The organism is Bacteroidota bacterium, assembly GCA_016722375.1.
Lineage (GTDB): Bacteria > Bacteroidota > Bacteroidia > Chitinophagales > LD1 > Bog-950.
Genome location: JADKJG010000001.1, coordinates 275,691 through 302,083 on the forward strand (window position 1 = coordinate 275,691; position 26,393 = coordinate 302,083).

Below are 26,393 nucleotides of genomic sequence, written 5' to 3' on the forward strand. Positions count from 1 at the left end.
TTCCAGAAATAGGAGGGCATTTTTATTTTAGTTCATCCCCAATAATTATTTTGAAAGAATCACTCGCTCTATCTGGTTGCTTCCGAATGAATAGGGCAAAGAGGCCAAAGAAGAAATTGGCTTGGTCAGCATGACATTCGCTTTTTTCCCCACCGTAATGCTTCCTAAACTTTCTTCAACCCCCATCGCATAAGCCGCGTTGAGAGTAGCCGCGTTGATCGCTTCTTCGGGTGTCATCTTCATTTGTGTGCAGGCAAGGCTAATCACCATGTTCATATTTCCCGAAGGGGCAGAGCCTGGATTATAATCCGTGCCCAGCGCAAGTGGCAATCCTGCATCCATTAGTTTTCTGGCGGGTGTAAAAGGAATATTCAAAAACATAGAACAAGCCGGCAAGGCTGTAGGCATGGTTTCTGTATTCTTTAAAACAGAAATATCCTCTGCCGAAATAAGTTCCAGATGATCTACGCTTAAGGCATGGTTCCTTACAGCCGCCTCTACTCCGCCGATGATGTTAAACTGGTTGACATGAATCTTAGCGCGCAAACCATGTTTTGCTCCGGCTTCTAATATTTTCTCCGTTTCATCTCTACTGAAATAATTTTTTTCGCAAAAAACATCTATGAAGTCTGCCAGTCCTTCCGCCTTGATTTGTGGCAAGAGAACGTGAATCAACAAATTCAGATAGCCCTGATGATTGTTTTGATATTCTTGCGGATAGGCATGTGCGCCCAAAAAAGTAGCTTTGATTTGTAGCGGAGATTTTTCTTTCAACTTTTTAATCACCCGCAACATTTTGAGTTCTCCTTCCACCGACAAACCATAACCACTCTTTATTTCTACTGCACCGGTACCGGTGGCAATTATCTCTTCCAACCTTTTCCAAGCTGATTCAAACAATTCTTCTTCAGAAGTGGCAGCCAATTGTCGCGCCGAATTGAGAATACCTCCTCCCCTCTTGGCAATCTCTTCATAGCTTAATCCTTTAATTCTATCTACAAATTCCTTTTCTCTGGATTGGGGATAAACAATATGCGTGTGTGGGTCGCACCAACAAGGCAAAACCAAACGACCGGTACCATCAATGACCTCCTCTGCCATATCCGGGGCTTCTTCATCTTTTCCGAAAGCAATAATTTTCCCATCATCTATCAAAAGAAAGGCTCCTGCTATAGAAGGAAGCACCGCCATCTCACGACCTTTCACCATACGGGTCTCCGCTTCGCGGATTCCTGCCAGACATTTAATATTGCGGATGAGTTTGGATTTCATTCAACAATCTTAATGAATTTAATCTGCTATCGCTTGAAGTAGCGGTTTCGTTTAGTTTAATAAAACGTTTGGCACGGAGACAGGGAGAAAGAAGGAGAAAATTGTAGCCTCCCAAAAATGCGGAATTATATACTATGATTATTGGTGACCTTCATTATATTTATTTTCCAGTGGATGAAAAATAACAGCAAGGGCGAAAGCAGGATACACTCGCTTCAAAAATCAACAAAGGTGCGGGTATCCATACCAAATTGGGGATACAAGCATGTTTTGAATGAAAGTATATCGGGTATCCGTAAGTTGGCCGTCACCCTAAAAAGACTATTGAGCAAACAAAATCAGTTGACAATTAACTGACCAAAACGGAGAATAAGAAAAATGAAAATCGTAAATTTGCTTGACTCAAAAATTTAATATAAAATAGAGATGACAGAAAGAAGCGCAAAACCATTTTTGAAATGGGCAGGTGGTAAAACGCAGCTCATTAACGACATTGAAAAGGCTTTACCAAAAGATGTTTACAAAGACAACTTCACTTACATAGAGCCATTTGCAGGTAGTGGAGCAGTTTTGTTTTGGATGCTGAACAACTTTACAAACCTTAAAAATGCGGTAATAAACGACATCAATGAAGATTTAATAAACACTTACAAAACCATAGCTTCAAGGCCAAAAGAACTGATTTCAATTCTTGAAACATTACAGAACGAGTTTCACGAACTGGAAGGCAATGACGAAGCAAAAAAGGAATATTACTATCAAAAAAGAAATTCATTCAACAAAAGAAAAGATGAACAAAGCGGACAAGCCGCTTTGTTCATCTTTCTCAATCGGACTTGTTTCAACGGGCTTTACAGAGTGAATCGCAAAAATGAATACAACGTGCCAATGGGCAGTTACAAGCGACCTACTATTTGCGACAAGGAAAATATTTTGGCAGTTAGTCAAGCTCTTCAAAAAGTTAAAATAATCCATGGAGATTATGAAAAAACGTTGAATTGGACTGATAAAAATACTTTGTTTTATTTCGATCCACCCTACAAACCATTAAGCGAAACCTCTAGTTTCAACTCATACTCAAAAGATGAGTTTAACGACCAAGAACAAATTAGGTTGAGAGATTTTTGCAGCAAACTTGACGCATTAAATCATACATGGATTTTAAGCAATTCAGACGTTAAAGGAAAAGACGAAAATGACAACTTTTTTGACGACTTGTATTCTGAATTCAACATTCAAAGAGTAGATGCGAGAAGAAGCATAAATGCAAATCCACTGAAAAGAGGAAACCTAAAAGAATTACTAATTACAAATAAAACCAATAGTCAAGAGTATGTCAGAGCAATTTAAAGTCTTTTTATCTCAACTTAGTGAGACAAATGCAACTCTTGATTACTTCACCAACTTCGGAAAAATAGTTGGCAACATCAACGTAATTTCAATCAAATTAAACCAACTAAACTATTTAATTGGGAAGGAAGATTTAGGCAAAGCTATTGAGGAACTGTATCAGGAGAACCCAAAAGTTTTTGAGGTTTTGGATATTCTAATTGCAGTTAGAAAGAAGGACAACAAAAAAGTCATTAATAGTTTAGGCGATATTGTTTTTCTTGAAACATATTTTGTTTCTCCTAAAAGCATTTCAGAATACATTGAAGGAACTGGTTTAGCCGATGTTTTCAGAAATAAAAATATTACCAATCTTGTGGATTATGTATTTGGAATTGAAGTTGGTTTAGATACTAACGCGAGAAAAAACAGAGGCGGAGATAATATGTCAAAAGCTGTTTCTTTAATATTTGACAACGCAAAAGTGTTTTACAAAAAAGAAGTGAGCAATACTGTTTATCCCGAAATAATAAGTTTAGGTGCTGATGTAAAACGCTTTGACTTCGTAATAAAAACGAATAAGAAAACTTACCTCGTAGAAACAAACTATTACAATGGAGGTGGCTCAAAATTAAATGAGACAGCAAGATCCTATTCTGATGTTGCACCTAAAATTAATCAATACGCCAACTACGAATTTGTTTGGATTACAGACGGACAAGGTTGGCATTCAGCAAAAAATAAATTGGAAGAAGCATTCAGCATTATCCCAAGTTTATACAATTTAACCTCACTTACCCTTTTTGTTGAAAACATAAAAGCAGAAGGGATAATTTCATTTTAATGCTTAATCCATTCTACAAATCTGAAGGCAAAGATTTCTATCTTCTTCACGGAGACACGATGAACTTACTCCCAAAATTTGAACATAAGTTTGATATGGTGTTTGCTGACCCACCTTATTTTTTATCCAACAACGGCTTGTCAATTCAAAGCGGAAAAATTGTAAGCGTTAATAAAGGCAAGTGGGACAAATCAGAGGGAACGGAATACTTAAATGAGTTTAATCGCAAATGGATTTCGTTGGTTCGTGACAAGATGAAACAGGATGCAACAATTTGGATAAGCGGAACGATGCACAACATTTTTTCGGTTGGGCAAATCCTAAATGAATTAGGTTTTAAAATTCTAAATGTTGTTACTTGGGAAAAGACTAATCCACCACCGAATTTTTCTTGCAGATATTTCACCTATTCAACAGAACAAATTATTTGGGCAAGGAAAACAGAAAAGACAGCTCATTATTTTAATTACGATTTAATGAAACAGTTAAATAACGATAAGCAAATGAAAGATGTTTGGAAACTTTCGGCAATTGCACCTTGGGAAAAAACCTGCGGTAAACACCCGACACAAAAACCACTTTCAGTTTTGACACGTTTAATTTTAGCTTCTACAAAACCTAACGCTTGGATACTTGACCCATTTGCAGGAAGTAGCACGACAGGCATTGCAGCCAACTTATCTAACAGACGCTTTTTAGGAATAGACCAAGAAGAAGATTTTTTGACAATCAGCAAAAACAGAAAACTTGAAATTGAAAACAACAAAACTGCAACAAGATATCGTGAAAAAATTGGTGGTTTCAAAGACAAGAAGGCGCTTGATTTATTTTTAGCGGAAGAATCCCAAACAGATTATAAAACAGAATTGAATTTATAAATGACTAATAATGAAACTTGCATTCATGGTGGCGTATCTCCAGTACATCTTTTAGCTAACCTGCATCATAGTCAAGCAGGAAGTGGCAGACACCGTTGCCCCACTTGTGCTTATGAACAAGGATTTAATATTGGCAGTAGCACCAATAGGAAATCTTATCAAGAGTATTGCAAATCATTGACTGATTCCGAGCAATGCCAAGATGGCTCAATAGCACCAACATATATTTTATCAAGCTTAGGTGATAATCAAGGGGGAACTGGACGACATAAATGCACTAATTGTGCTTTCAAACAAGGATATGAAGTAGGAATTTTGGAGAGCAACCTAACTGAAATTAGTCTTGAATTAGTTCCCGCCCCAACAAATGATTTTCAAAATACAAACACAAACTCTTCACCAATATCAACAACAAACTTTATTGAAAATGAGATTAGAAATAAACACTTAGGCCATTTAGGAGAGCTATTTATTTTGAAAAATGAAATTGCTTTTTTGACACAGAATGGAAAAGAAGATTTAGCAAAGAATGTTCAACATGTGTCAATTAAAATTGGAGACGGTTTGGGTTACGACATTTTATCTTTTGACATTGAAGGCAATGAGAAAAAGATAGAAGTTAAAACAACAAGAAGTAACATTACAAGACCATTTTACCTAACTAGAAACGAACTTGAAATATCCGTTAAGAATCCTAATAATTATTGCTTATACAGATTGTTTGACTTTGATGCGAATTTAAACAAAGGAAAGTGCTACATAATAAAAGGAGACTTGTCAAATTCATTAAATTTAGACGCATTATTATTCATTGCTTATCCAAAATATAATGACATATAAGACCAACGCATTTCCTTAACAGTGGTTAATGATTAACGTCCCATAAAAATAAATTAACCGTGAGTCACCAAGCACTACATAAGCGATTGGTAAACCAAACACCAAGCCCACCAAAGGCAAATCTCCCCCATTTTCAATTACACCACCCAAAAACCTAACCTTTCCAGCCAAACGAAAAGTTTAGGCCAAAATGTAATCGTTTGGGTAGTGATTCTTTTAGTTTGGAGGTCGAAACTATTAGTTTGGGAGGTCAAACGATAAGTTTGGCTAGTGATTCTTTTAGTTTGAGGGTCGAACCTATTAGTTTGGGCAGTGATTCTAATAGTTTGGGATGCGAACCTATTAGTTTGGACAGTGATTCTTTTAGTTTGGGATGTGAAACTATTAGTTTGGACAGTGATTCTTTTAGTTTGGAGGTCGAAACTAAAAGTTTGGCTTACCAAACTATTAACTTGACGGGAGTCTGTTCACTAAACCGTGTCAAAAAACAAGTTTAATACAGCTATCAGAAAAAAGTCGCAAGCGATATTCCTATCTATTTGTCCGTATTTTTCATCAAATTTCCTCGTCTTTTCCCTTGATTATAAGCAGAAAACATTTTCTCATAAAAAAATGGCGCTGTCCGAAAACGAACAGCGCCATTAATAAGGGAGCAGAAATTAATATCAGCGAATCAGCAACTTACCGGTGTTTGTGTTATTTCCATCTGTAAGGCGGAAAAGATAAACCCCCTCTAACAGAGTTTGAGAGATAGTATTTACCGCACCGGACTGCATGCGCTGTTTCAGTACCACTTGACCATTCATGTTTATCAGTTCCATGAAAGGCTGTTTCATAGTAGAATTCTGTAGGTCAACTACTACCTGTCCTTGGTTAGAAAATACCTTTACGGTACCAGCTAACTCCCCGATACCGTTCGGTTCCTGCGCTATAATCACCACTTCCTGAGAGGTAATTTCATCTAGGTAGCTGTTGGTCATTTTGCAAATCACATAATAGATATTTGCCGAAGCGAAGTTTGGCACGTATGCAGCGTTGGTCTGCACCGGATTAAAGTCTGCATATCCAGTACCTGATACTACTGTGTACATCCATTGGTAGGTGCAAGGCTGAGTAGCACTGGCGGTAATCGTGTCGCCATATACGCCGACCGTTACCCATTGTGTATCCGTAGGACTAACAGCCAGTTCGAAAGGAATAATCTCTAAATCGGCACCGTTATCTGTACCGGTGATAGCCGGGTCGGTGCTTATTACCCGAATACGATAAGCACTGCCTGCTGCTGCGCTGTTTGGTATCGTAGCAGGGATAGTTCCGATAGCTGAACTGTCGAGTGTTCCGATCTCAGTGGGATTGCTGAAACTGCCGTTTTCATCAGAAAGCTGCGCTTTGAAAACATTGGCACTATTGAATACCGCGTCAGAAGTAAAATCCACATTTACTTGGACATGAGCACTTGCCGAGATCAGGAAAGGTGAGCCGCTGATAGTTGAAGTAGAAATAACCGTTCCATTCTGTACGTCTATTTCTATTTCGTTACTGATTACAGTATCGTTGTATTGATTTACTGAAAGGCAAACTACATAATAGGTACCCGGCGTTGCAAAATTTGGAGTATAAGAAATACCTGTTTCTATAGTTCCGAAACTCGTATAAACGCCGCCGCTGGTCATAGAATATTTCCACTCCTGCGTAGCCGATTGAGAGGCGGTAACCGTGATTGCGGTCCCGCTGGTGTTGCGCATAATCGTTTGAGTAGCCGTAGGTGCTACTGAGTTATGAAACTGATCTACAATCAGGTTCGTGCCGTTATCAGTGCCAAATACTGATGGATTATCTGCAATGACACGAATACGATAGCCCGTTCCTGCCGGAGTGCTGGCCGGGATTGTAGCAGAAATATTTCCTGAGCCGGTAGCGGTGATGGAACCTATATTAGTAGCCGAAGCAAAAGAACCATTCGCGTCAGACAGTTGAGCGCTGAAAATGTTTCCTGCGTTAAAAGCACTGCTAGTGGTATAAGGAACTGAAATAGAAGCATCGGTGGCATGAGGACTAAACTCGAAAGGTGAACCGATAATCGCTCCGGTACTCAAGGTAACCGAGCTAACCGATATCAGCACTTCATTGCTTGTTGCCGTCAAACCATTGATTACACTTTCGCAGATGATATAGTAGTTGCCTGCACTACTAAAATTAGGAGTGTAAGTAGTTCCTGTTTCCACCACTCCAAAACTCGCATACCCGCTTCCACTGGTGGTCGAGAATTTCCATTCGCGTGATGTACCTACCGGTGATTCGGTAACCGTCAACAGACTACCGTTGGAGTTGATTAATATATTTTGAGCAGAAGCCGGTGCTATACCGTTCGCTACTACATTTATCTGCACCTCATTACTGGCTACAGTTAAAGAACCGGGGTAAGAAGATACGCAAACCACATAGTAGGTTCCCGCGGTGCTGAAATTCGGGGTGTAGGTAGTTCCTGTTTCAGCAGTTCCAAAACTAGTGTAGCCGCTTCCGCTGGTCGTGGTGTATTTCCATTCACGAGAGATAGCCGTTGGCGTTTCTGTAACCGTTAGCAGGGTGCCGTTTGTGTTGGTTAATATATTTTGAGTAGTTGTTGGTGCTATGCTGTTGGTCACTACGTTTATCTGTACTTCGTTACTAATCACGGTCAATGAACCGGGGAAAGAAGACACACAAACTACATAGTAGGTTCCCGCGGTGCTGAAGTTAGGGGTATATGTAGTTCCTGTTTCAGCCACTCCAAAACTTGTATAGCCACTTCCGCTGGTGGTAGTGTATTTCCATTCACGCGAAGTAGCCGTTGGCGTTTCTGTAACCGTCAGCAGGGTGCCGTTGGTGTTGGTTAAGATATTTTGAGTAGTAGTTGGCGCTATGCTGTTGGTCACTACGTTTATCTGTACCTCATTACTGGTTACAGCTAAAGAACTAGGGAAAGAAGATACACAAACTACATAGTAGGTTCCCGCGGTGCTGAAATTCGGAGTGTAGGTAGTTCCTGTTTCAGCAGTTCCAAAACTAGTGTAGCCGCTTCCGCTGGTCGTGGTGTATTTCCATTCACGAGAGATAGCCGTTGGTGTTTCTGTAACCGTAAGTAGAGTGCCATTTGTGTTGGTTAATATATTTTGAGTAGTTGTTGGTGCTATGCTGTTAGTCACTACGTTTATCTGCACTTCGTTACTGGTTACAGTATCGTTGTATTGATTTACTGAGAGACATGCTACATAATAGGTGCCCGGCGTTGCAAAATTCGGCGTGTAAGAAATACCTGTTTCTATAGTTCCAAAACTCATATAAACACCGCCGCTGGTGGTGGAATATTTCCATTCTTGTGTAGCCGTTTGAGAAGCGGTAACCGTGATTGCGGTTCCGTTGGTGTTTAGCATAATCGTTTGAGTAGCTGAAGGTGCTACCGAGTTATGAAACTGATCCACAATCAGATCCGTGCCGTTATCAGTGCCAAATACCGATGGATTATCTGCAATGACACGAATACGATAGCGCGTTCCTGCTGGAGTGCTGGAAGGGATTGTAGCAGAAATATCTCCTGAACTAGTAGCGGTGACGGATCCTATATTAGTAGCCGAAGCAAAAGAACCATTCGCGTCGGACAGTTGAGCGCTGAAAATGTTCCCACCGTTAAAAGCGCTGCTAGTGGTATAAGGAACTGATATGGAAGCATCGGTGGCATGAGGACTGAACTCGAAAGGTGAACCGGCAATTGTTCCGGTACTCAAGGTAACCGAGCTAACCGATATCAGCACTTCATTGCTAATTGCCGTCAAACCATTGATTACACTTTCGCAGATGATATAGTAATTGCCTGCACCATTGAAATTAGGGGTGTAGGTAGTTCCCGTTTCAGCCACTCCAAAACTAGTATATCCGCTTCCACTGGTGGTCGAGAATTTCCATTCGCGTGATGTGCCTGCTGGTGATTCCGTAACTGTAAGTAAGTTGCCATTGCTGTTGATTAATATACTTTGAGCAGAAGCCGGTGCTATGCTATTAGCCACCGCGTTTATCTGAACTTCATTACTGGTTACAGTTAAAGAACCGGGGAAAGAAGATACACAAACTACATAGTAGGTTCCCGCGGTGCTGAAGTTAGGGGTATATGTAGTTCCTGTTTCAGCAATTCCAAAACTAGTATAACTGCTTCCGCTGGTGGTAGTGTATTTCCACTCACGAGAAACAGCTGTTGGAGTTTCTGTAACCGTCAGCAGGCTACCGTTGGTGTTGGTTAATATATTTTGAGTAGTAGTTGGCGCTATACTGTTGGTCACTACGTTTATCTGTACTTCATTACTGGTTACAGTTAAAGAACCGGGGAAAGAAGATACACAAACTACATAGTAAGTACCCGCTGTGCTAAAGTTAGGGGTATATGTAGTTCCTGTTTCAGCAGTTCCAAAACTAGTATAACCGCTTCCGCTGGTCGTAGTGTATTTCCATTCACGCGAAGTAGCTGTTGGAGTTTCTGTAACCGTCAGCAGGTTACCGTTTGTGTTGGTTAATATGTTTTGAGCGGTTGCTGGCGCTATGCTATTAGTCACTACGTTTATCTGCACTTCATTACTGGTTACAGTTAAAGAACCGGGGAAAGAAGATACACAAACTACATAGTAGGTACCCGCTGTGCTAAAGTTAGGAGTATATGTAGTTCCTGTTTCAGCAGTTCCAAAACTAGTATATCCGCTTCCGCTGGTTGTAGTGTATTTCCATTCGCGCGAAGTTGCTGTTGGAGTTTCTGTAACCGTCAGCAGGTTACCGTTTGTGTTGATTAATATGTTTTGAGCGGTTGCTGGCGCTATGCTGTTGGTCACTACGTTTATCTGCACTTCGTTACTGGTTACAGTTAATGAACCGGGGAAAGAAGATACACAAACTACATAGTAGGTTCCCGCGGTGCTGAAGTTAGGGGTATATGTAGTTCCTGTTTCAGCAGTTCCAAAACTAGTGTAGCCGCTTCCGCTGGTAGTGGTGTATTTCCATTCACGCGAAGTTGCCGTTGGTGTTTCTGTAACCGTCAGCAGGCTACCGTTGGTGTTGGTTAATATATTTTGAGTAGTTGTTGGCGCTATGCTGTTGGTCACTACGTTTATCTGTACCTCATTACTGGTTACAGCTAAAGAACTAGGGAAAGAAGATACACAAACTACATAGTAGGTTCCCGCGGTGCTGAAATTCGGAGTGTAGGTAGTTCCTGTTTCAGCAGTTCCAAAACTAGTATATCCGCTTCCGCTGGTTGTAGTGTATTTCCATTCGCGCGAAGTTGCTGTTGGAGTTTCTGTAACCGTCAGCAGGCTACCGTTGGTGTTGGTTAATATATTTTGAGTAGTAGTTGGCGCTATGCTGTTAGTCACTACGTTTATCTGTACTTCATTACTGGTTACAGTTAAAGAACCGGGAAAGAAGATACACAAACTACATAGTAAGTACCCGCTGTGCTAAAGTTAGGGGTATATGTAGTTCCTGTTTCAGCAGTTCCAAAACTAGTGTAGCCGCTTCCGCTGGTAGTGGTGTATTTCCATTCACGCGAAGTTGCCGTTGGTGTTTCTGTAACCGTCAGCAGGCTACCGTTGGTGTTGGTTAATATATTTTGAGTAGTTGTTGGCGCTATGCTGTTGGTCACTACGTTTATCTGTACCTCATTACTGGTTACAGCTAAAGAACTAGGGAAAGAAGATACACAAACTACATAGTAGGTTCCCGCGGTGCTGAAATTCGGAGTGTAGGTAGTTCCTGTTTCAGCAGTTCCAAAACTAGTATATCCGCTTCCGCTGGTTGTAGTGTATTTCCATTCGCGCGAAGTTGCTGTTGGAGTTTCTGTAACCGTCAGCAGGTTACCGTTTGTGTTGATTAATATGTTTTGAGCGGTTGCTGGCGCTATGCTGTTGGTCACTACGTTTATCTGCACTTCGTTACTGGTTACAGTTAATGAACCGGGGAAAGAAGACACACAAACTACATAGTAGGTTCCCGCTGTGCTGAAGTTGGGTGTGTATGTAGTCCCTGTTTCAGCAGTTCCGAAACTAGTGTAACCGCTTCCGCTGGTCGTGGTGTATTTCCATTCACGCGAAGTAGCCGTTGGAGTCTCAGAAACCGAAATTGGGTTGCCGTTCGTACTAGTCAATAAATTCTGAATAGCAGATGGAGCAATAGAATTGCTGCAAGGCACAATAGTGATATTAGAACCATTGTCGGAAGCGATTAAAGCCGGATTGCTGCTGACCACTCTAATACGATAACCCGTTCCGGCTGCCGTTCCCGCTGGAATAGTGGCATTGATACTTCCAGAAGAGGTAGCGCTCACCGATCCGATAATTACCGGCGAAGCAAAAGAGCCGGAAGCATTACTTAATTGAGCAGTCACTGTATTCCCTGCATTAAAAGTACCGGTAAGTCCAAAAGGTACCGTCACCGATGCCCCTGCGGAAGCAGATACATAATAGGTCAGCGGGCTGATTGTGTTCGTAGCAATCGAAGGGTTATAAATAGCCTCGAAATCATCTATCCAAAAAGCGCTGCCCGATACTCCACCCGTCTGGCTGGCGCTGCTGGTACAAGCTATCAGAATATATTCCGGTGTCCGGTTATCTACATAAACGAGTGGAAAAGACGCTCTGGTCCAACTGCCGACCGTTGCGGTTGAACCGGCCCACTGTCCACGTGCTATAATGTTTACCGTGCTGTCCAAATGATTGCCATTCACCGGGGTTTCGGGTGTATAGGCATTGCCCACATGAAGGCGAGCCTCTACTCCCGGATAATCTGAGCCCGAGGGAGTATAACGATACCAGAAAACCAGACTATCCGGTCTTCCTGTAAATGTCATTCGGTAATCGGAGTTTGATGGAATAGTGTGGATATATCCTTCTGTCTTTGAAAAAGAAGGTGCCTCCACCTTTCCGGTGGTCATGGAGCCATTCACTACAATTCCAAAAACGTTGCCGGTCAATATCTTGGCACAAGCCGTTCCTCCGTGAGGGTTGGTCGTATCTTTGAAGCAAGTTTGCGGTCCCGTGGCGGCATTGCCTCCTCCGGTCTTGTTTGAATTCCATTGGGTAGGCTCAACAGTGGCACCAGAACCAGTCCAGGTTTCCATATTACCATTCGTAATGGTCGTTTGGGCAAACAGACATAGGCAAGCAACACTTGCCAATACACTCATTGTAAACTTTTTCATTTGCTATTTTTTTGTGGTCAAATACTATGCGAACTTAGAAAATCTCAAAACATATCCTCCCAAACAAAAAAGCCCCCTGTTTATAGGAGGCTTTTTTGGTGAAAGCTTTAGAAAGTGATCTGGATTGGATTCGAACCAATGACCCACAGCTTAGAAGGCTGTTGCTCTATCCAACTGAGCTACCAGACCCTGAATTTCAGCGGCGCAAATATGCTTAAATCAACCGATAATTCAACCGCTATTTTGAAGATATAAGTATTTATGGAAGGCAAGTAAACAAAACTGAGCTTTTAGGTTGAATAAAAACAAAAGCCTTAAAGACGAACGAATCACGAACACCGAATCATGAATCACGATTTACATCCTACAAAAAGCCCCGCCAGACAGCTATCGGAACGGGACTTTGGGTTTTATAAACTACAAAAGTCTTTGAAACTTTTGTTTTTGAATAGCCTTTAATTATTTGAAAGCAGCTATAAGCTGCCATTCTTGCGGGACGTAGGCAAATAGCCTAAGCCCAGTTGGGGGTTTTGGTCCAGAGGTCTAAAACGAGTTGTGTAGGTAGCATTTTGTTTGATTTTGAGGTTAAAAAATGGATTTATGATAGAGCCTTGAAGGCGATGTTTTCGATGATTTTAACATAAAAACAGAAAGATTTCGAGGCGAGCGTCTCCTATTTTGAAAAACAGACATCCTATTTTTGAAATCAGATGTCAAAGTTGAGGAGGCAGACGTCAAACCTGACGAGTTAGACATACAACCTGACGAGTTAGACGTCAAAGTTGACGAGTTAGACATACTACCTGACGAGGAAGACGTCAAACCTGACAAGATGTATGTCAAAGCTGAGGGGTTAGACGTCAGAGCTGACGAGTTAGACATACAACCTGAGGGGTTTGACATACAACCTGACGAGGAAGACGTCTTGGTGGATGAAAAATACTTGACCTCCGAATGCTGCAAATGCAGAACGGTGATGGCAGGTTTTCTAAATATTAAAAGGGTATGGGTGGCAAAACTGCTTACCACAGCACCAAAGATAACTGGTGTTTGAGAGGAGAAAAAGAATTTTTGTTTGTAGAAAAAACCATTTTGTGCGGATGATTTTTTAATCTATGCTTAAACAAAAATAGCCTCAGTTTTTAATTCAACGAATATTTATTAAATTTTTTTGAGGCTTTGGCAAAATAAAAAAAGCCTCCCGCATAATTGCGGGAGGCTTTGTATTACTGCTAACAGTGAGCTGTCAGCCGTGAACTGATTCTTACATCATTCCACCCATTCCGCCGGGCATTCCGCCGCCCATGCCGCTCATGTCCATGCCAGCACCTTTGGGTTCTGGTTTGTCCACGATTACTGCTTCTGTTGTCAACAACATAGAAGCAATCGAAGCTGCATTTTCTAATGCGATACGAGTTACTTTGGTAGGATCAATAACGCCTGCTTTCTTCAAGTTGGTGTATTCATCAGTACGGGCATTGTAACCGAAGTCATCTTTGCCTTCACGAACTTTCTGAACCACAATCGAACCTTCTAAACCAGAGTTAGCGATGATTTGACGAAGAGGCTCTTCAATAGCTCTGCGGATAATGGCGATGCCGGTTGTTTCGTCATCGTTTTCGCCTTTCAGTTTTTCTAAAGAAGATTGTGCGCGGATGTAAGCTACACCACCACCGGCAACAATACCTTCTTCAACCGCTGCGCGTGTTGCATGCAATGCATCATCTACACGGTCTTTCTTTTCTTTCATTTCAACTTCAGTTGGAGCGCCGATGTAAAGCACCGCTACACCACCAGAAAGTTTAGCCAAACGCTCTTGAAGCTTTTCTTTGTCGTAATCGGAAGTTGTTTTTTCGATTTGCGCCTTGATTTCTTCGATACGAGCTTTGATTTGGTCAGCTTCGCCCTTACCGTTCACAATCGTTGTGTTGTCCTTGTCAATAGATACTTTCTCAGCAGTTCCAAGGTAAGTGAAGTCAGCGTTCTCTAACTTGTAACCCATTTCTTCGCTGATTGAGATTCCACCAGTCAAGATAGCGATGTCTTTCAACATCTCTTTTCTGCGATCGCCAAAGCCCGGAGCCTTCACAGCACAAACCTTTATGGTTCCACGCAGTTTGTTCACCACCAAAGTAGCTAAGGCTTCGCCTTCTACTTCTTCAGAGATAATCAAAAGTGGACGTCCGCTTTGAGCTACCTTCTCAAGGATAGGAAGCAATTCGCGCATGTTGCTGATTTTCTTTTCGTAAATCAGGATGGCAGGATTTTCCAATTCTGCTTCCATGCTTTCGGTGTTGGTCACGAAGTAAGGAGAAGAATAACCACGGTCGAACTGCATACCTTCTACGGTCTTCACTTCGGTTTCGGTTCCTTTCGCTTCTTCTACAGTGATAACGCCTTCAGTGCCTACTTTCTTCATCGCATCGGCAATCATCTTTCCGATTTCGTTGTCGTTGTTGGCAGAGATAGAAGCTACTTGCTCAATCTTGCTGAAATCTTTTCCAACGTTCTCAGACTGCTTCTTCAGGTTCTCAACAATAGCTCTAACAGCCTTGTCAATACCACGCTTCAAATCCATTGGGTTTGCACCGGAAGCCAAAGCCTTCAAGCCCGGACCAACAATAGCTTGCGCCAAAACCGTAGCCGTAGTGGTTCCATCACCAGCCTGATCGGCGGTTTTAGAAGCTACTTCTTTGGTCATTTGAGCACCCATGTTTTCGATAGGATCTTCCAGTTCAATTTCCTTTGCAACGGTTACACCGTCCTTAGTGATTGTTGGAGCGCCATACTTTTTGTCAATGATAACGTTGCGACCTTTAGGCCCCAAGGTTACTTTCACTGCATTTGCCAATTTGTCAACGCCGGCTTTCAATTTGTCGCGAGCGTCGGTTTCAAATAAAATTTGTTTTGCCATTTTGTTTTGATTTTAAATTTTAGAAAATGAAAAATGAGATCAAACGATTGCGAAAATGTCTGATTCGCGCATGATCAGGTAGTCCTGACCGTCCACTTGGATTTCAGTACCAGAGTACTTGCCATAAAGGATGGTGTCTCCTGCCTTCACAGTAACAGGCTCATCCTTCTTTCCCGGACCCGCTGCGATAACGGTTCCTCTTTGTGGTTTTTCTTTAGCTGAATCGGGAATGATAATTCCTCCAGCGGTTTTTGTTTCGGCTTCTGCCGGCTTTACCAGAACTCTGTCTGCCAAAGGCTTAACTTTTACGTCGGTTGTTGCTTTTGCTTGCGCCATGATTTAATGGTTTTAATTGTTTAAAAAATTTTAGCTGATAGTCCAGATCAGCCGCTTTTTAGCGGATGCGAATGTAGCATTATTCGTGCCAATAGCCTTGAGCAGCAGGAAACTGCTTTTTTGTCTGAATGTGGCGGAAAATATTGCCGTTGGCATGACAACTTTGCATTAAAAGGCTTGAAAGACATCAATCCACCTGCCTAATCTTCCGAATGTTTCTATTGTTGTTCTATGATATTAGTTGATAATCGGAACAATACTGACCCTTACTTGAATCTTGCCTTGGAGGAATATCTGATTCGCCATATTGACTGTCAGCAGGACGATTATGTACTATTTTATATCAATGAGCCGTGTATTGTGCTGGGGAAAAACCAAAGTATATATAAGGAGGTCAATTTTGAATATTTAAGGAATGGACGCCTGAAATTGGCGCGCCGAATCACTGGCGGAGGGACTGTTTATCACGACGCGGGCAACCTCAGCTTTTCCTTTATATCCAAATTTGCAGACGATAAGGTAAATAACTACCGCTACTTTAACAGGCCAATTGTGGAGGGCTTAAGAAAGGTGGGCCTTAAAGCAGAAATGGATGCGCGGAATAATATACTGCTAAACGTGAAAAAGATTTCGGGCAGCGCTCAATTCACCGACCGAAAGAATATTATCAGCCACGGACACTGCTTTTGATTCTAATTTACCCGAACTCCGCGCTTGCCTACGGGAAAACGAATTTCAGATAGAAACCAAGGCAGTGAGTTCGGTCAGGAGCTCCGTCATGAATATCAAGGAGGCATCCGGCCATTTCAAATCTTTGGAAGAGCTAAGGCAGCAATTGATTAAAGAGTTGGACGCAAACACAACCCTTCAATTGAGCGAGGCCCAGTGGAATGAGGTAAATCAAATAGCAGATGAAAAGATGAGTTCGTTTGAGTGGATTTATGGAAGAAGTCCCATCACTATAATAAAGAAAGACGATGTGGAGATTGAAGTAGAATATGGCATCGTCCAATCGCTAAAAGGAATTGGTGAAAGGAATGTAAAACTGATTGGGGCGAAGTATGAATACTCTGAAATCCAAAAGGCCTTAAACGACGACCTTAATCAGGCTGAAATACTACAAAGGGTATTCTAAGCCCAGCTACTCCGTGGAAGAAAGCATTGGCTTTAAGGAAGGGTTCCAATTATTATCGCGTTTCCCGTCTATGTATTTAGCTACAAAAGCATCTTTAATACCCATCTTACGAATGTCAAACATAAACTCCTTGGCTGCGTCTTCATCAGTAAAGTATCCAATATTATAGCGATTCAATCCATTGGCTTTCTCATGATTGATACATCGCGGCTCATTGAGAGCGCCACTAAAGTCGAATTGTTTATAAGCACCTATTTGTACCTTGTAAGCCACCCCCATCGTCGGAACTGAGGTGGATTCGGAAGAAGTAGAGACTACTTTTCTTACCGCTCCTTTTTTCGCGTGGGCTTTTGGAGATGTTGATGGATCTCCTTTCAATACAGCGTTTTCCTGTTGCAGAGCCATAATCATTGAATCGCAAAAACTTGCTTTTTTGCCCATTTCATTTTGTATCAAGGTCGAAGCTATTAAATCCTTGTTTAGAGATTGTAACTCGACGCTACTTGAATCTATTTTTGTCTGAAGGGCTACCATAAGGGCATGATAGCTCTCTATATCATTCAGATAGTTTCTCAATTCCTTTTTCAATTGCTTTTTCTCTTCATTCGACAGAGACTGCGAAATAATATCACAATTAAAACAGGAAAGAAACAAGAAGAAGATAAATGTCTTTTTCATAATGACCGCAAAACTTTTCGCTTTCAAACCAAAGATAGCTTTGCAGATATTATCAACCTATCATTATTTTCACAAAATATAAACAAGGTATCGTATTTTGTGCTCTTAACTTTACAGATTCATGCACCAGATAGAAAACGGTTTACTGCGTGTGAAAGCCCGAGAATATGGAGCGGAACTCACTTCGCTTTACGATTTAAGAAGTAAAACGGAAAGACTATGGCAGGCAGATGAAGCCATCTGGGGATGGCATGCTCCTGTACTTTTCCCGGTAGTCGGTCGCTGCCTAAACGATGAAATAAGAATCAATCAGCGGACATTCAAAATGGAAAAACACGGATTTGCCCGACGTTCCACTTTCCGGCTGTTGGAACTAAGTGATTCTAAAATGGTTTTTTCCCTTACGTCAGACAAGGACACCCTTCTTTCCTACCCCTATCTATTTGAATTTCTGATCAGCTATCGGCTAGAGGCACACTGTTTACTGGTTTCCTACGAAGTGGTCAACAAGGACGACCAAGACATCTATTTTTCTTTAGGTGGACATCCAGCCTTTGCCGCGCCACTATATAATGACGAAAATTATGAGGACTATTATCTGGAATTTGAACAGACCGAAAATGTATTCCGTCATAAGCTAAACCAAGATGGTTTCTTTACTGGAGAGAAAGACCTAGTCCTGAACCAGGAACGAACTATCAACCTAAAGAAGGACATATTTAAAAATGATGCACTGATTTTTGAAGGACTGAAATCCAATTCGGTCACCTTGAAATCCAAGAAACATCCGCATTATGTCAAAATGAATTTCGATGGATTTCCCTTCCTCGGTATCTGGGCCAAAGAAAATGCACCGTATGTGTGCATAGAGCCTTGGAAAGGCTGTGCAGATACGAAAAATAGACCAGTGGATATTTCAAATAAAGAAGGTATAGTTTTATTGGAAACCGGTAAAACCTTTTGCATTACTTATAAAATAGAAATTGGATAAAATGTACAATTTGGCATTTCAATAATTCCTCTTTACTTTTGTTGTAATTAAACGTCCTAAATATGAGTTCAATATATCAACCCAATCAAGAGCAAGAAACTGATCTTTTAGAACAGGTAGACATTGAAAAGAAGATTATTATTCATAATGACGATATCAACACCTTTGAATGGGTGATTGAAACTTTGGTTGAAGTTTGTAAGCATAACAAACCGCAGGCGGAGCAGTGCGCATACATCATTCATTATAAAGGAAAATATGCTGTGAAACATGGCTCATACAATACTTTGAAGCCCATGAAAGATCAAATCACTGACCGAGGTATTGATGCTACAATAGAATAGCTGACCCGATTTATCTCTTTCTTCACAAGCAAACGTTCAAATCTTTTGCAAAGGTTTAACGGTGTACTACGTACATAAGAATTAGTTTTATCCAATCATTAATTAAATAGTTGACAGATGAAAAATAAAGTCTTGACCGCACGCGATATGATATACTCTCTACCACAGCGACTGAAGAAAGAGAAAGTTCAGGACAATGCGCTGCACCGTTTTCATTTAAAGCTAGATGGAGTCAACGGGGGTAATTTCACCGTCACATTAAAAAACAAGGAAGTCGTAATTCTGGATGGACTAGTGGATGAGCCTACCTGCGAGATCAAAGCATCGGCCAAAGCCTTTGAGGACTTGCAACAAGGAAAAGGAAACCCTGCCATGCTTTTTATGATGGGGAAAATTAAAGTTTCCAACTTGAATGAGGTTCTAAAGTTTGTTGAATACTTTGACCGGATCATCTAAACATAAAACCATAACTAAAAAAACATGATGAGCCAGACTCAACTTATAAAGACATTTACCCTCACCGTTATTATTGTCCTGTCGTCTATAGTAACTTTTGCGGGTGATGTAGATAAGGCCTTTAAATATCTCAATACCGGTGATTATATCAATGCAATAAAATATCTCAATGAAGCATACAGAGATGAGCCTGAAAATGTAGCCGCTAATTACGGGCTTGCCAAGTACTACTCTCTTCGTGACAACAAGTCTTTTAATCTGGATTCCGCCAACAGTTACATTATCAGAGCAGCGAATAAAATACCCTTGAATCCAAACGAGAAACAAACAAAAAAATACCTCGCTCTGGGAGTGCGTGATTACACCATTGAGACTTTAAAGCGAGATATTAACCGCGCGGCATATTCTAAATGTGAAGAAGAAAATAGCGAAGACGCCTATCAGCATTTCATTAACCTTTATACCGACCAAGGCTATCTGGACAAAGCCATCAACATGCGTAACCAGTTAGCCTATATTAGTGCAAGAGCCAAAAACGAACCAGAAGCTCTGCTCGTATTTATCAATAAATATCCTAAGTCCAATGAATATAAAGAGGCAAAAGAACTTTACGAAAAGCTACTTTACGAAAAAATCACCGCTGACCATTCTTATTCTTCCTATAAAAATTACCTCGACTCTTATCCTACCGGAGCCTATGTGAAAGAAGCACATCGCCTTTATCAGGAAAAGCTGTTGGATTATTATAACCAAAAACATGATCTCGATTCATACAATGATTTTTTAAAAAAATATCCCAACCATATTTCACGGCCAGCTATAGAAGACAGTATTTACGTCATTGCCACCGCTTCTGGAACTAAAGAATCTTTTGCAGACTTCATCAATCATTACAAGGACAACAGCCATATTCGTGAAGCTTGGGAGAATCTCTATCTCCTTTATACGATGGATGCTACGGAAGACCTTTATCGCCAATTTATGGAGGAGTTCCCTGAATACCCCGATCGTGCCAGAGTTGCAAAAGACATGGAACTCGCCCATATTGACTTGAAGCCATATCAGCAAGGTGACAAATGGGGATATGCCGTTCAGCCAACGAAAGACTCTATCTCCATTATTATTCCTTTTCAATATGAAGAAGCCTACGATTTTCATTGCGGTTTAGCAGCCGTCCGACTTAAACCCTGCTCAGACCGCTGTACTTACTTCTACATTGACAAAACAGATCACCGGGCTATTATACGCGACTTTAATTATGCAGGTGATTTTGCGGATGGGTATGCCGTGGCCGGTACCGGTAATTGCGAAGAAGATTCATGTCTCTATGGCATTATCAATAAATCAGGCACCTGGGTGGTACCTCCGTCTTACGATGAACTCAATGACCCAACCGAAGGGCTTTACCTCGTTTCTAAAAATGAACGGTATGGTTTTATAAATCATTCCGGTAAAATCGCAATCTCTATTCGTTATTCAGATGCGGTCCCCTTCAGTGAAGGAGTCGCGGCGGTTGCGCTTGACTCCAACTGGTTTTTTATTGACCATGCCGGTGTACAGCTTTTTTTCGATGGATTTCACAATGTTTCTTCATTTCACGACAGCCTTTGTGCCGCAACTAAAGATGGCATCAATTGGGGTTATATAAATAAAGAGGGCATCTTTGTCATCCAACCTCTCTATGAATCCGCAGAAAACTTTGAAAATGGTTACGCTATTATTTCTAAAAGGGAACGCGACCCTAAATACAAATCGCTGACCACTTCTGTCCGGTACCGGATTGACAAAAAGGGAAAAGTCATTGAAAAACTAACGGCTCCAAAAACGGAGAAGCCTACTAGTAAGAAGAGAAGAAAGAAGTAGGTTTTCCGTAAAGTTACTATCCCATATTTTGGGAAATGGTTTTCTATACCTAGAATAGTAGGTAGAACTGATTTCCTTCTTTACGGATAATAGGCTCCATCCCGTACGCCGCCTTAATATTTTCCTTGCTTAGAACATCCTCTTTTCCACCGGAGGACATTATCCTCCCTTGATTCATCAGAACTAGGTAATCTGCAAACTTCGCCGCAAGATTTAAGTCATGCACCACGGCCACAATGACTAAATCCTTAGCTTTAAGAAGTTCCAAAGACTTTTGCATAAAATCAAATTGGTAATGAATGTCCAGCGAGGTAAGCGGTTCATCCAACAACAAATACCGGAATTTGCCTTTGATAGGATACCAGATTTGTGCAGCAACTCTTGCAAACTGCGTTCTTTGTTTTTCTCCTCCACTTAACGTCATATAATTTTGATCCGCCAGCCTCTTTACATCAAAAAAAATCATAGCCTCTTCACAAGCAGCATAATCCTTTTCAGAAGCGTCTCCGCTAAAATGAGGATACCTTCCCATCATCACAACCTCCTGCACTCTTAATGGAAACGCTAGTTCAATATTCTGAGATAAAACCGAACGGATACACGCGAGTTCAGCAACAGATTTTTGGCGAATATTTTCCTTATCATAAAATACCGCTCCATTTTCAGCTTTAAGTTGGTTGGAAAGAATTTTTATTAAAGTTGATTTGCCTGCTCCATTAGGTCCGATAATAAGATTCAACTTTCCAGGAAAAAATGTAATGGAAACTTGTTCTAGCAGTCTCTTTGATCCAACACTATAAGTAATGTTTTCTGCCCTAAGCATCTTAAAGAAAATAATATTTCCTCCTCAACAAAAAAATAAAAACTGGTACCCCTACCACCGAAGTAATGATTCCTATCGGCAATTCGGCCGGTCTTAGAAGCATTCTTGAAATCAAATCGGCCATGCTTAGCATTATGCCTCCCAGAAGTGCGCTATGACGAAGTAGGTGCCGATTGTCTGAACCATGAAGCATTCTAAGTAAATGGGGCACGACAAGGCCAACAAAACTGATAATCCCTACAAAAGCGGTGGCCACAGATATCATCACCACGTTAACCCCCAGTACATAAATCTTCAGGCGTTTAATATTAGTGCCCAAAAGTTGTGCTTCCTCCTCTCCTATCATTAAAGCATTCAATCCTTTGGCAAAGCGAAAAGCAACCAAGCCACTTAAAACAGTCGAAATGCCAACGATGATAACCGAATGCCAATTCGCGCCTGAAAGAGTCCCAAGCCCCCAAAAGGTGATGGAACGAGCCTGTGGATCGCGGGCGATATAAGAAAGAAATCCAACCCCGCTCATAAACAAAGCATTGATTGCTATACCGGTAAGCAGAACCGCAACAATTGAACTCTTTCCTTGTTCCCTCGATTGCGAGAGTATAAATACAAGTACCGTAGATACTATAGCTCCGGCGCATGCTGCCAATGGCAAAGTCCATTCTCCCGTATTGAACTTAAACAAAGCTCCCAACACAAAATATAGAGACGCGCCAAAGGCTGCACCACTAGATGTTCCTATCAGTCCTGGTTCCACTATCGGATTACGAAATAAAGCCTGCATCAGCGTCCCCCCCATAGCTAAACTTGCACCGACAAAAATACATAGAAGTGCCCGTGGCAGACGAATCTCCAGAAATATCCTTTCGTTAAGACTCATCACACCTATCTCTGAAAAATATTTTTGGATAGATGAACCAATTTCCTCCACAGAAATATTTACCGCACCAAAGCGAATAGAAAACAGAGTCGTCATTACAAGTAGTATCAATAATAAAAGGGTGATAGTCCTTTCTTTATTCTTATTCAGCATCCTGATGAATTAACTTTTGAAGCATCAGTGTATTCTCTCCTGTTCTCGGTCCAAAATAAACAAGGTCGTGTTCTTCCACCCTGTAAATACGATTATTTTGTGCAGCTTTCGTACCCGATACTCCCGGAAGCTCTTTGATTTTCTCATTTGTGCCCAACCGGTCATACCCAAAATCAGTCAGGATAATTACATCCGGGTCAGAAGCAGCTACTACTTCCGCAGATAGTTGCCTCATACCTTTTTCATCTGTGACAGCCATTTCACCACCGGCCCATTCAATCATTCGGGCAGCTGTACTCTTTTTGGTCATTACCAGAAATACATTGGATGCCTGTCCAAAATGTATGACCAATACCTTCACCGTTTGCTTATATTTTTTTGAATTATCCAACGCCAAACTCATGTCTCTGTCAAGTTTTGCACAAAGCGAATCCGCCTCCTTTTCTTTATGAAAATAGACACCCATTTCACGCATCATAATCTTTGTACTGTCAATGGTAGTTCCGCTTGAAAACACTTTCATAGGAATTTTCAGTTGCTCCAATTGCCTCACTACATGTTCAGGACCAATATTGTTATCGTGCAAAATGAGTGTTGGCTTCGCCGCCATAATCCCCTCCAAGCTCAAAGCCCGGTGATAGCCTACGGTAGGAAGTTGTTTTATCTCTGGGGGATAGGTGCTTGAAACATCTACTGCCACTATATCTGCCTCTGCACCTAGCGCAAAAATAATTTCGCTGTATTGCTTGGCTATACATACTATCCGCTCCCGGTGTTCCTCCTTTATGTCTGCATTTCCAAATCGTCCGCAGGAAGCAAGAACAAAAGAAAGGCTGCATAAGAATAATATCCTTGTCATGGTTTTAATTTAAAAAATGGGAGGCTACCATAGAATGTAGCCTCCCGTTTAGAGTTAGAAGATGTATTTAAGATTTACTCCTCCAAAGAAGTTTACCTTCCTCGGTGCCGGCAAGTATGCATCTGGCAATTGATTCAGGAATACCATTTGGTAGTAATGTGAACTGGTAATATTATTAGCTCCAACGTATGCCTCTATACCATAGTGCTTAGCAAATACTCTTTGAAATCCAATCTTCGCATTCAGTAGGTGATAGCTGGATGTTCTATTCGCGTTGTCAGACGTGTAGAAAATAGCATCTCGGAAAGAATAGGTAATATTAGCGTATAAGCCCGGTTTAGTATAAAAGTCCAAACCTGCATTGAACGTAACCGGTGGTACTCCGGCCACACTGTTCTTGCTATAGTCCACCTCTACTACTGATTTCTTGTCGGCACTTAATTGCTGGTATTTAAAATCACCATATCTGAAATAGGAATAGGCCAAATTGGCGAATGGAGTCAGGCTTTGTACAAAACCTTTATTCGATTCGTATGCTGTTACTCTGATTAGTGCCTCAAGACCCAAGTTGTTTTGCTGACCGCCGTTTGTAACATAAACGTAAGACGTAGCCGTATTAGTTTCATCGGGAACCGCTACGGTGGTCATCTTATCCGCAAAGGTGGCATAGAACACTGCCAACTGATAATTGATTCTCTTCTTCCAAGTAGAACCCTTTGTGCCTAGTTCATATTGTGTTCCCAGTTCAGGTTTCAAACCGGTCACTACTTGGCCCGTAACGGGAATGAAGAAGTAGGAACTAACCGGTGCTTTATAACCACGACTAAAAGAAGCATAGACCGAGAATTCCTTCGAGAAAACCTTATTCAAGGCCACATGTGGTGAAAACATCTTGTTGTAAGAGGCCTTGTATTTAGATGGTTGGCGAACTACATTCGGATTGCTAGGATTGTTGTTGTTGATTGAATAGAAACGGTCGTTAAGTTCTATCCCCATAGCACTATAACCCAAGCCCGCTGTCAGCGAGATATCAAAAGGCATTGCTAGCGTCCACTCAGTAAATGCTGCTAGTGTTTTAGTAACCGTATATTGATCGCTGCGCAAAGCACCTATGATATTATAACCGGTCAGGTTAAAACTATCTGCTACCATCGGATAACCCAGAGTCTGTGCATTTTGCATTTGTGCTTCCACACCCGTCACACCAGAAAGACCAAACTTCTTTCCCAGATCAAACTTAGTGTCGAACGATGAGCGGAAACCATAATTAAAAGCTGATTTATCCGTCCAGCCACCTGCAGAACTGACGTCGCTGAAAACACCGGTTCCGAATATCGAAGTTGTGTTGGACACCGTTTTATGAAAATTGTAAGTATGGCTGATGCCCGCTCTAAAACTATTTACGTTGGAGTGAGCATTGTTTTTGACGTATCTCGGATTTCCAGAATAGTCCAATGTGTCATATTGAAGAGTGGTTAACTCTCCATTTCTTTCATCATAACTTTTACTGTATCCAAAATAGAAACCAACAGTTTGCCTTTTGTTGGGAGTGAATTCCCCGATAGCATTCACAAAGTCTTTGTTCGACTTGGTGTGGGGCATAAATCCACTATACAATTGCTTACCATAATTCACCAGTAGAGAAGCCTTTTCGGTCCCTACCTGAAGGTGGGTAGTATAGCGCTGTAATCCATAAGTGCCCAACATGACATCTTGCCCGATAGATACCTTGCGAGGTTCCGGCTTAATAGTTTTTAGATTCACCACGCCGGCAATAGCCTGTCCGTATAATGAACCGGCCGGTCCTTTCACTACTTCCACGTTGCCTATAGAACCAAAATCAATATCATCCATCAGGGTGATACCTTCTGCATCGGTAATCGGTATGCCATTTAGATACACTTTATAGCCTTGCCCGTCAAAATTACTGTTCACTCCATTGGTTCCTCGTGCGCCATTGCCATATCCGCGAATATTAAATTGCTGACCGGCAGACACCGTTCGTCTCTCCATAAACACTCCGGGAATATTGGTGTTAATGGCATCATCCATAAACAAGCCTGTACTTCTCTTTATTTCAACCGTACTCAACTTGGCAATAGAACTAGGTTGATACAACACCGATTTGTTGGTACCGGAGGTAGCCGTCACTTCCACCGTGTTTAGGTTTTTTCCCGAAGTGGTCAAGTACACCGTCAATTCGTCTTCACAGTTCTTGACGACTTCCTTATGTGGTTCATAACCCAAGTAAGATACGGTTATCTCCATAGATTCTCGACACGTTATGTAAAAGAATCCCTCCTTGTCTGAGGTGGTTCCCTCAGTCGCTGAAATCTGAATAGTAGCTTCAGAAAGCGGCATGTTATTGCTTGCATCCACCACCTTGCCTTTCAACTGTGTGGATTGTGCAAATGAAATATAGGCTAACATCATAGCAATGCCTATCAAATAAATTTTTTTCATGTTCTTTATAAATTAATGATTTAGAAAATAGAACAGCCTCTTGGGCGGCCCATTAGAAAGATTATCAATGCTCCCCCGTCTCAAAACCGAGCCGGTATATCTAATGCCAGAAATAATCA

22 protein-coding genes and 1 tRNA gene are annotated in these 26,393 nt (G+C 41.3%); 12 read left to right on the plus strand and 11 right to left on the minus strand.

All coding sequences use genetic code 11. From position 1 onward, the window contains the following. Positions 1-45 precede the first annotated feature (45 nt). Positions 46-1,272, minus strand: coding sequence for an imidazolonepropionase (locus tag IPP77_01215; protein MBL0308353.1), 1,227 nt, complete (start codon positions 1,270-1,272; stop codon positions 46-48). Between the two features lie 174 nt (positions 1,273-1,446). Between IPP77_01215 and IPP77_01220 the strand changes: the two genes are divergently transcribed. From IPP77_01220 to IPP77_01240, 5 genes are all read left to right on the plus strand, one after another. Beyond that, positions 1,447-1,629, plus strand: coding sequence for a hypothetical protein (locus IPP77_01220; GenBank protein ID MBL0308354.1), 183 nt, complete (start codon positions 1,447-1,449; stop codon positions 1,627-1,629). 69 nt (positions 1,630-1,698) lie between these two features. After that, complete coding sequence (locus tag IPP77_01225; protein MBL0308355.1) at positions 1,699-2,622, plus strand: DNA adenine methylase; 924 nt, start codon at positions 1,699-1,701, stop codon at positions 2,620-2,622. Beyond that, positions 2,606-3,445, plus strand: a complete 840-nt coding sequence (locus tag IPP77_01230; protein ID MBL0308356.1) for a type II restriction endonuclease — start codon at positions 2,606-2,608, stop codon at positions 3,443-3,445. Before IPP77_01225 ends, IPP77_01230 begins: the two co-directional genes overlap by 17 nt. After that, positions 3,445-4,323 carry a site-specific DNA-methyltransferase gene (locus IPP77_01235; protein MBL0308357.1) on the plus strand — a complete coding sequence of 293 codons (879 nt, stop codon included), beginning with the start codon at positions 3,445-3,447 and terminating at the stop codon, positions 4,321-4,323. The genes IPP77_01230 and IPP77_01235 overlap by 1 nt, the downstream gene beginning before the upstream one ends. Next, positions 4,324-5,163, plus strand: a complete 840-nt coding sequence (locus tag IPP77_01240) for a DUF3883 domain-containing protein (protein ID MBL0308358.1) — start codon at positions 4,324-4,326, stop codon at positions 5,161-5,163. Positions 5,164-5,828: 665 nt separating this feature from the next. Here the strand turns inward: IPP77_01240 and IPP77_01245 are convergent. The 3 genes from IPP77_01245 to IPP77_01255 form a co-directional block, all read right to left on the minus strand. Next, positions 5,829-10,616 carry a T9SS type A sorting domain-containing protein gene (locus tag IPP77_01245; GenBank protein MBL0308359.1) on the minus strand — a complete coding sequence of 1,596 codons (4,788 nt, stop codon included), beginning with the start codon at positions 10,614-10,616 and terminating at the stop codon, positions 5,829-5,831. Next, a complete protein-coding gene (locus IPP77_01250) occupies positions 10,589-12,379 on the minus strand; it encodes a PCMD domain-containing protein (protein ID MBL0308360.1) in 1,791 nt (596 codons plus the stop codon). The genes IPP77_01245 and IPP77_01250 overlap by 28 nt, the downstream gene beginning before the upstream one ends. Before the next feature lie 115 nt (positions 12,380-12,494). Then, positions 12,495-12,568, minus strand: a tRNA-Arg gene (locus IPP77_01255). 511 nt (positions 12,569-13,079) lie between these two features. Between IPP77_01255 and IPP77_01260 the strand changes: the two genes are divergently transcribed. After that, positions 13,080-13,433 carry a hypothetical protein gene (locus IPP77_01260; protein ID MBL0308361.1) on the plus strand — a complete coding sequence of 118 codons (354 nt, stop codon included), beginning with the start codon at positions 13,080-13,082 and terminating at the stop codon, positions 13,431-13,433. Between the two features lie 210 nt (positions 13,434-13,643). Here IPP77_01260 and groL read toward each other — a convergent pair whose 3' ends face one another. Continuing rightward, on the minus strand, positions 13,644-15,293 hold the full coding sequence (gene groL, locus IPP77_01265; protein MBL0308362.1) for a chaperonin GroEL: 1,650 nt from the start codon (positions 15,291-15,293) through the stop codon (positions 13,644-13,646). Between the two features lie 39 nt (positions 15,294-15,332). Further along, positions 15,333-15,629 (minus strand): co-chaperone GroES, encoded by a 297-nt coding sequence (locus IPP77_01270; GenBank protein ID MBL0308363.1) that lies wholly within the window; start codon positions 15,627-15,629, stop codon positions 15,333-15,335. Between the two features lie 231 nt (positions 15,630-15,860). On the opposite strand from IPP77_01270, the gene IPP77_01275 reads away from it, so the two are divergent. Further along, a complete protein-coding gene (locus IPP77_01275) occupies positions 15,861-16,319 on the plus strand; it encodes a hypothetical protein (GenBank protein ID MBL0308364.1) in 459 nt (152 codons plus the stop codon). A 64-nt stretch (positions 16,320-16,383) separates the two neighbouring features. Continuing rightward, entirely contained in the window at positions 16,384-16,764 is a 381-nt protein-coding gene (locus IPP77_01280; protein MBL0308365.1) for a hypothetical protein, read from the plus strand. A gap of 6 nt (positions 16,765-16,770) precedes the next feature. On the opposite strand, the gene IPP77_01285 is transcribed toward IPP77_01280, so the two are convergent. After that, positions 16,771-17,442, minus strand: a complete 672-nt coding sequence (locus IPP77_01285; GenBank protein MBL0308366.1) for a hypothetical protein — start codon at positions 17,440-17,442, stop codon at positions 16,771-16,773. Between the two features lie 121 nt (positions 17,443-17,563). Here IPP77_01285 and IPP77_01290 point away from each other — a divergent pair, with 121 nt between their 5' ends. From IPP77_01290 to IPP77_01305, 4 genes are all read left to right on the plus strand, one after another. Then, the gene (locus tag IPP77_01290) at positions 17,564-18,433 is read left to right on the plus strand and encodes an aldose 1-epimerase family protein (GenBank protein ID MBL0308367.1); all 870 of its coding nucleotides are present in this window, start codon (positions 17,564-17,566) and stop codon (positions 18,431-18,433) included. Positions 18,434-18,495: 62 nt separating this feature from the next. Then, the gene (locus IPP77_01295) at positions 18,496-18,777 is read left to right on the plus strand and encodes an ATP-dependent Clp protease adaptor ClpS (protein ID MBL0308368.1); all 282 of its coding nucleotides are present in this window, start codon (positions 18,496-18,498) and stop codon (positions 18,775-18,777) included. A gap of 117 nt (positions 18,778-18,894) precedes the next feature. Next, positions 18,895-19,233: an SCP2 sterol-binding domain-containing protein gene (locus IPP77_01300; protein MBL0308369.1), complete on the plus strand. Its 339-nt coding sequence runs from the start codon at positions 18,895-18,897 to the stop codon at positions 19,231-19,233. Positions 19,234-19,257: 24 nt separating this feature from the next. Further along, positions 19,258-21,096, plus strand: a complete 1,839-nt coding sequence (locus IPP77_01305; GenBank protein MBL0308370.1) for a WG repeat-containing protein — start codon at positions 19,258-19,260, stop codon at positions 21,094-21,096. Between the two features lie 49 nt (positions 21,097-21,145). On the opposite strand, the gene IPP77_01310 is transcribed toward IPP77_01305, so the two are convergent. The 4 genes from IPP77_01310 to IPP77_01325 are packed head-to-tail and all read right to left on the minus strand — an operon-like array spanning position 21,146 to position 26,274. Then, entirely contained in the window at positions 21,146-21,919 is a 774-nt protein-coding gene (locus tag IPP77_01310; GenBank protein MBL0308371.1) for a heme ABC transporter ATP-binding protein, read from the minus strand. Between the two features lies 1 nt (position 21,920). Further along, complete coding sequence (locus IPP77_01315; GenBank protein MBL0308372.1) at positions 21,921-22,952, minus strand: iron ABC transporter permease; 1,032 nt, start codon at positions 22,950-22,952, stop codon at positions 21,921-21,923. Next, on the minus strand, positions 22,942-23,811 hold the full coding sequence (locus IPP77_01320) for an ABC transporter substrate-binding protein (GenBank protein MBL0308373.1): 870 nt from the start codon (positions 23,809-23,811) through the stop codon (positions 22,942-22,944). The genes IPP77_01315 and IPP77_01320 overlap by 11 nt, the downstream gene beginning before the upstream one ends. 54 nt (positions 23,812-23,865) lie before the next feature. Next, on the minus strand, positions 23,866-26,274 hold the full coding sequence (locus tag IPP77_01325; GenBank protein MBL0308374.1) for a TonB-dependent receptor: 2,409 nt from the start codon (positions 26,272-26,274) through the stop codon (positions 23,866-23,868). Positions 26,275-26,393 lie beyond the last annotated feature (119 nt).

Excerpts from the sequence above, each read along its gene's own strand:
- IPP77_01215 (MBL0308353.1), bottom strand. The coding sequence starts at position 1,272 with ATGAAATCCAAACTCATCCGCAATATTAAATGTCTGGCAGGAATCCGC.
- IPP77_01220 (MBL0308354.1), top strand. The coding sequence starts at position 1,447 with ATGAAAAATAACAGCAAGGGCGAAAGCAGGATACACTCGCTTCAAAAA.
- IPP77_01225 (MBL0308355.1), top strand. The coding sequence starts at position 1,699 with ATGACAGAAAGAAGCGCAAAACCATTTTTGAAATGGGCAGGTGGTAAA.
- IPP77_01230 (MBL0308356.1), top strand. The coding sequence starts at position 2,606 with ATGTCAGAGCAATTTAAAGTCTTTTTATCTCAACTTAGTGAGACAAAT.
- IPP77_01235 (MBL0308357.1), top strand. The coding sequence starts at position 3,445 with ATGCTTAATCCATTCTACAAATCTGAAGGCAAAGATTTCTATCTTCTT.
- IPP77_01240 (MBL0308358.1), top strand. The coding sequence starts at position 4,324 with ATGACTAATAATGAAACTTGCATTCATGGTGGCGTATCTCCAGTACAT.
- IPP77_01250 (MBL0308360.1), bottom strand. The coding sequence starts at position 12,379 with ATGAAAAAGTTTACAATGAGTGTATTGGCAAGTGTTGCTTGCCTATGT.
- groL (MBL0308362.1), bottom strand. The coding sequence starts at position 15,293 with ATGGCAAAACAAATTTTATTTGAAACCGACGCTCGCGACAAATTGAAA.
- IPP77_01270 (MBL0308363.1), bottom strand. The coding sequence starts at position 15,629 with ATGGCGCAAGCAAAAGCAACAACCGACGTAAAAGTTAAGCCTTTGGCA.
- IPP77_01275 (MBL0308364.1), top strand. The coding sequence starts at position 15,861 with ATGATATTAGTTGATAATCGGAACAATACTGACCCTTACTTGAATCTT.
- IPP77_01285 (MBL0308366.1), bottom strand. The coding sequence starts at position 17,442 with ATGAAAAAGACATTTATCTTCTTCTTGTTTCTTTCCTGTTTTAATTGT.
- IPP77_01290 (MBL0308367.1), top strand. The coding sequence starts at position 17,564 with ATGCACCAGATAGAAAACGGTTTACTGCGTGTGAAAGCCCGAGAATAT.
- IPP77_01295 (MBL0308368.1), top strand. The coding sequence starts at position 18,496 with ATGAGTTCAATATATCAACCCAATCAAGAGCAAGAAACTGATCTTTTA.
- IPP77_01300 (MBL0308369.1), top strand. The coding sequence starts at position 18,895 with ATGAAAAATAAAGTCTTGACCGCACGCGATATGATATACTCTCTACCA.
- IPP77_01305 (MBL0308370.1), top strand. The coding sequence starts at position 19,258 with ATGATGAGCCAGACTCAACTTATAAAGACATTTACCCTCACCGTTATT.
- IPP77_01310 (MBL0308371.1), bottom strand. The coding sequence starts at position 21,919 with ATGCTTAGGGCAGAAAACATTACTTATAGTGTTGGATCAAAGAGACTG.
- IPP77_01315 (MBL0308372.1), bottom strand. The coding sequence starts at position 22,952 with ATGCTGAATAAGAATAAAGAAAGGACTATCACCCTTTTATTATTGATA.
- IPP77_01320 (MBL0308373.1), bottom strand. The coding sequence starts at position 23,811 with ATGACAAGGATATTATTCTTATGCAGCCTTTCTTTTGTTCTTGCTTCC.
- IPP77_01325 (MBL0308374.1), bottom strand. The coding sequence starts at position 26,274 with ATGAAAAAAATTTATTTGATAGGCATTGCTATGATGTTAGCCTATATT.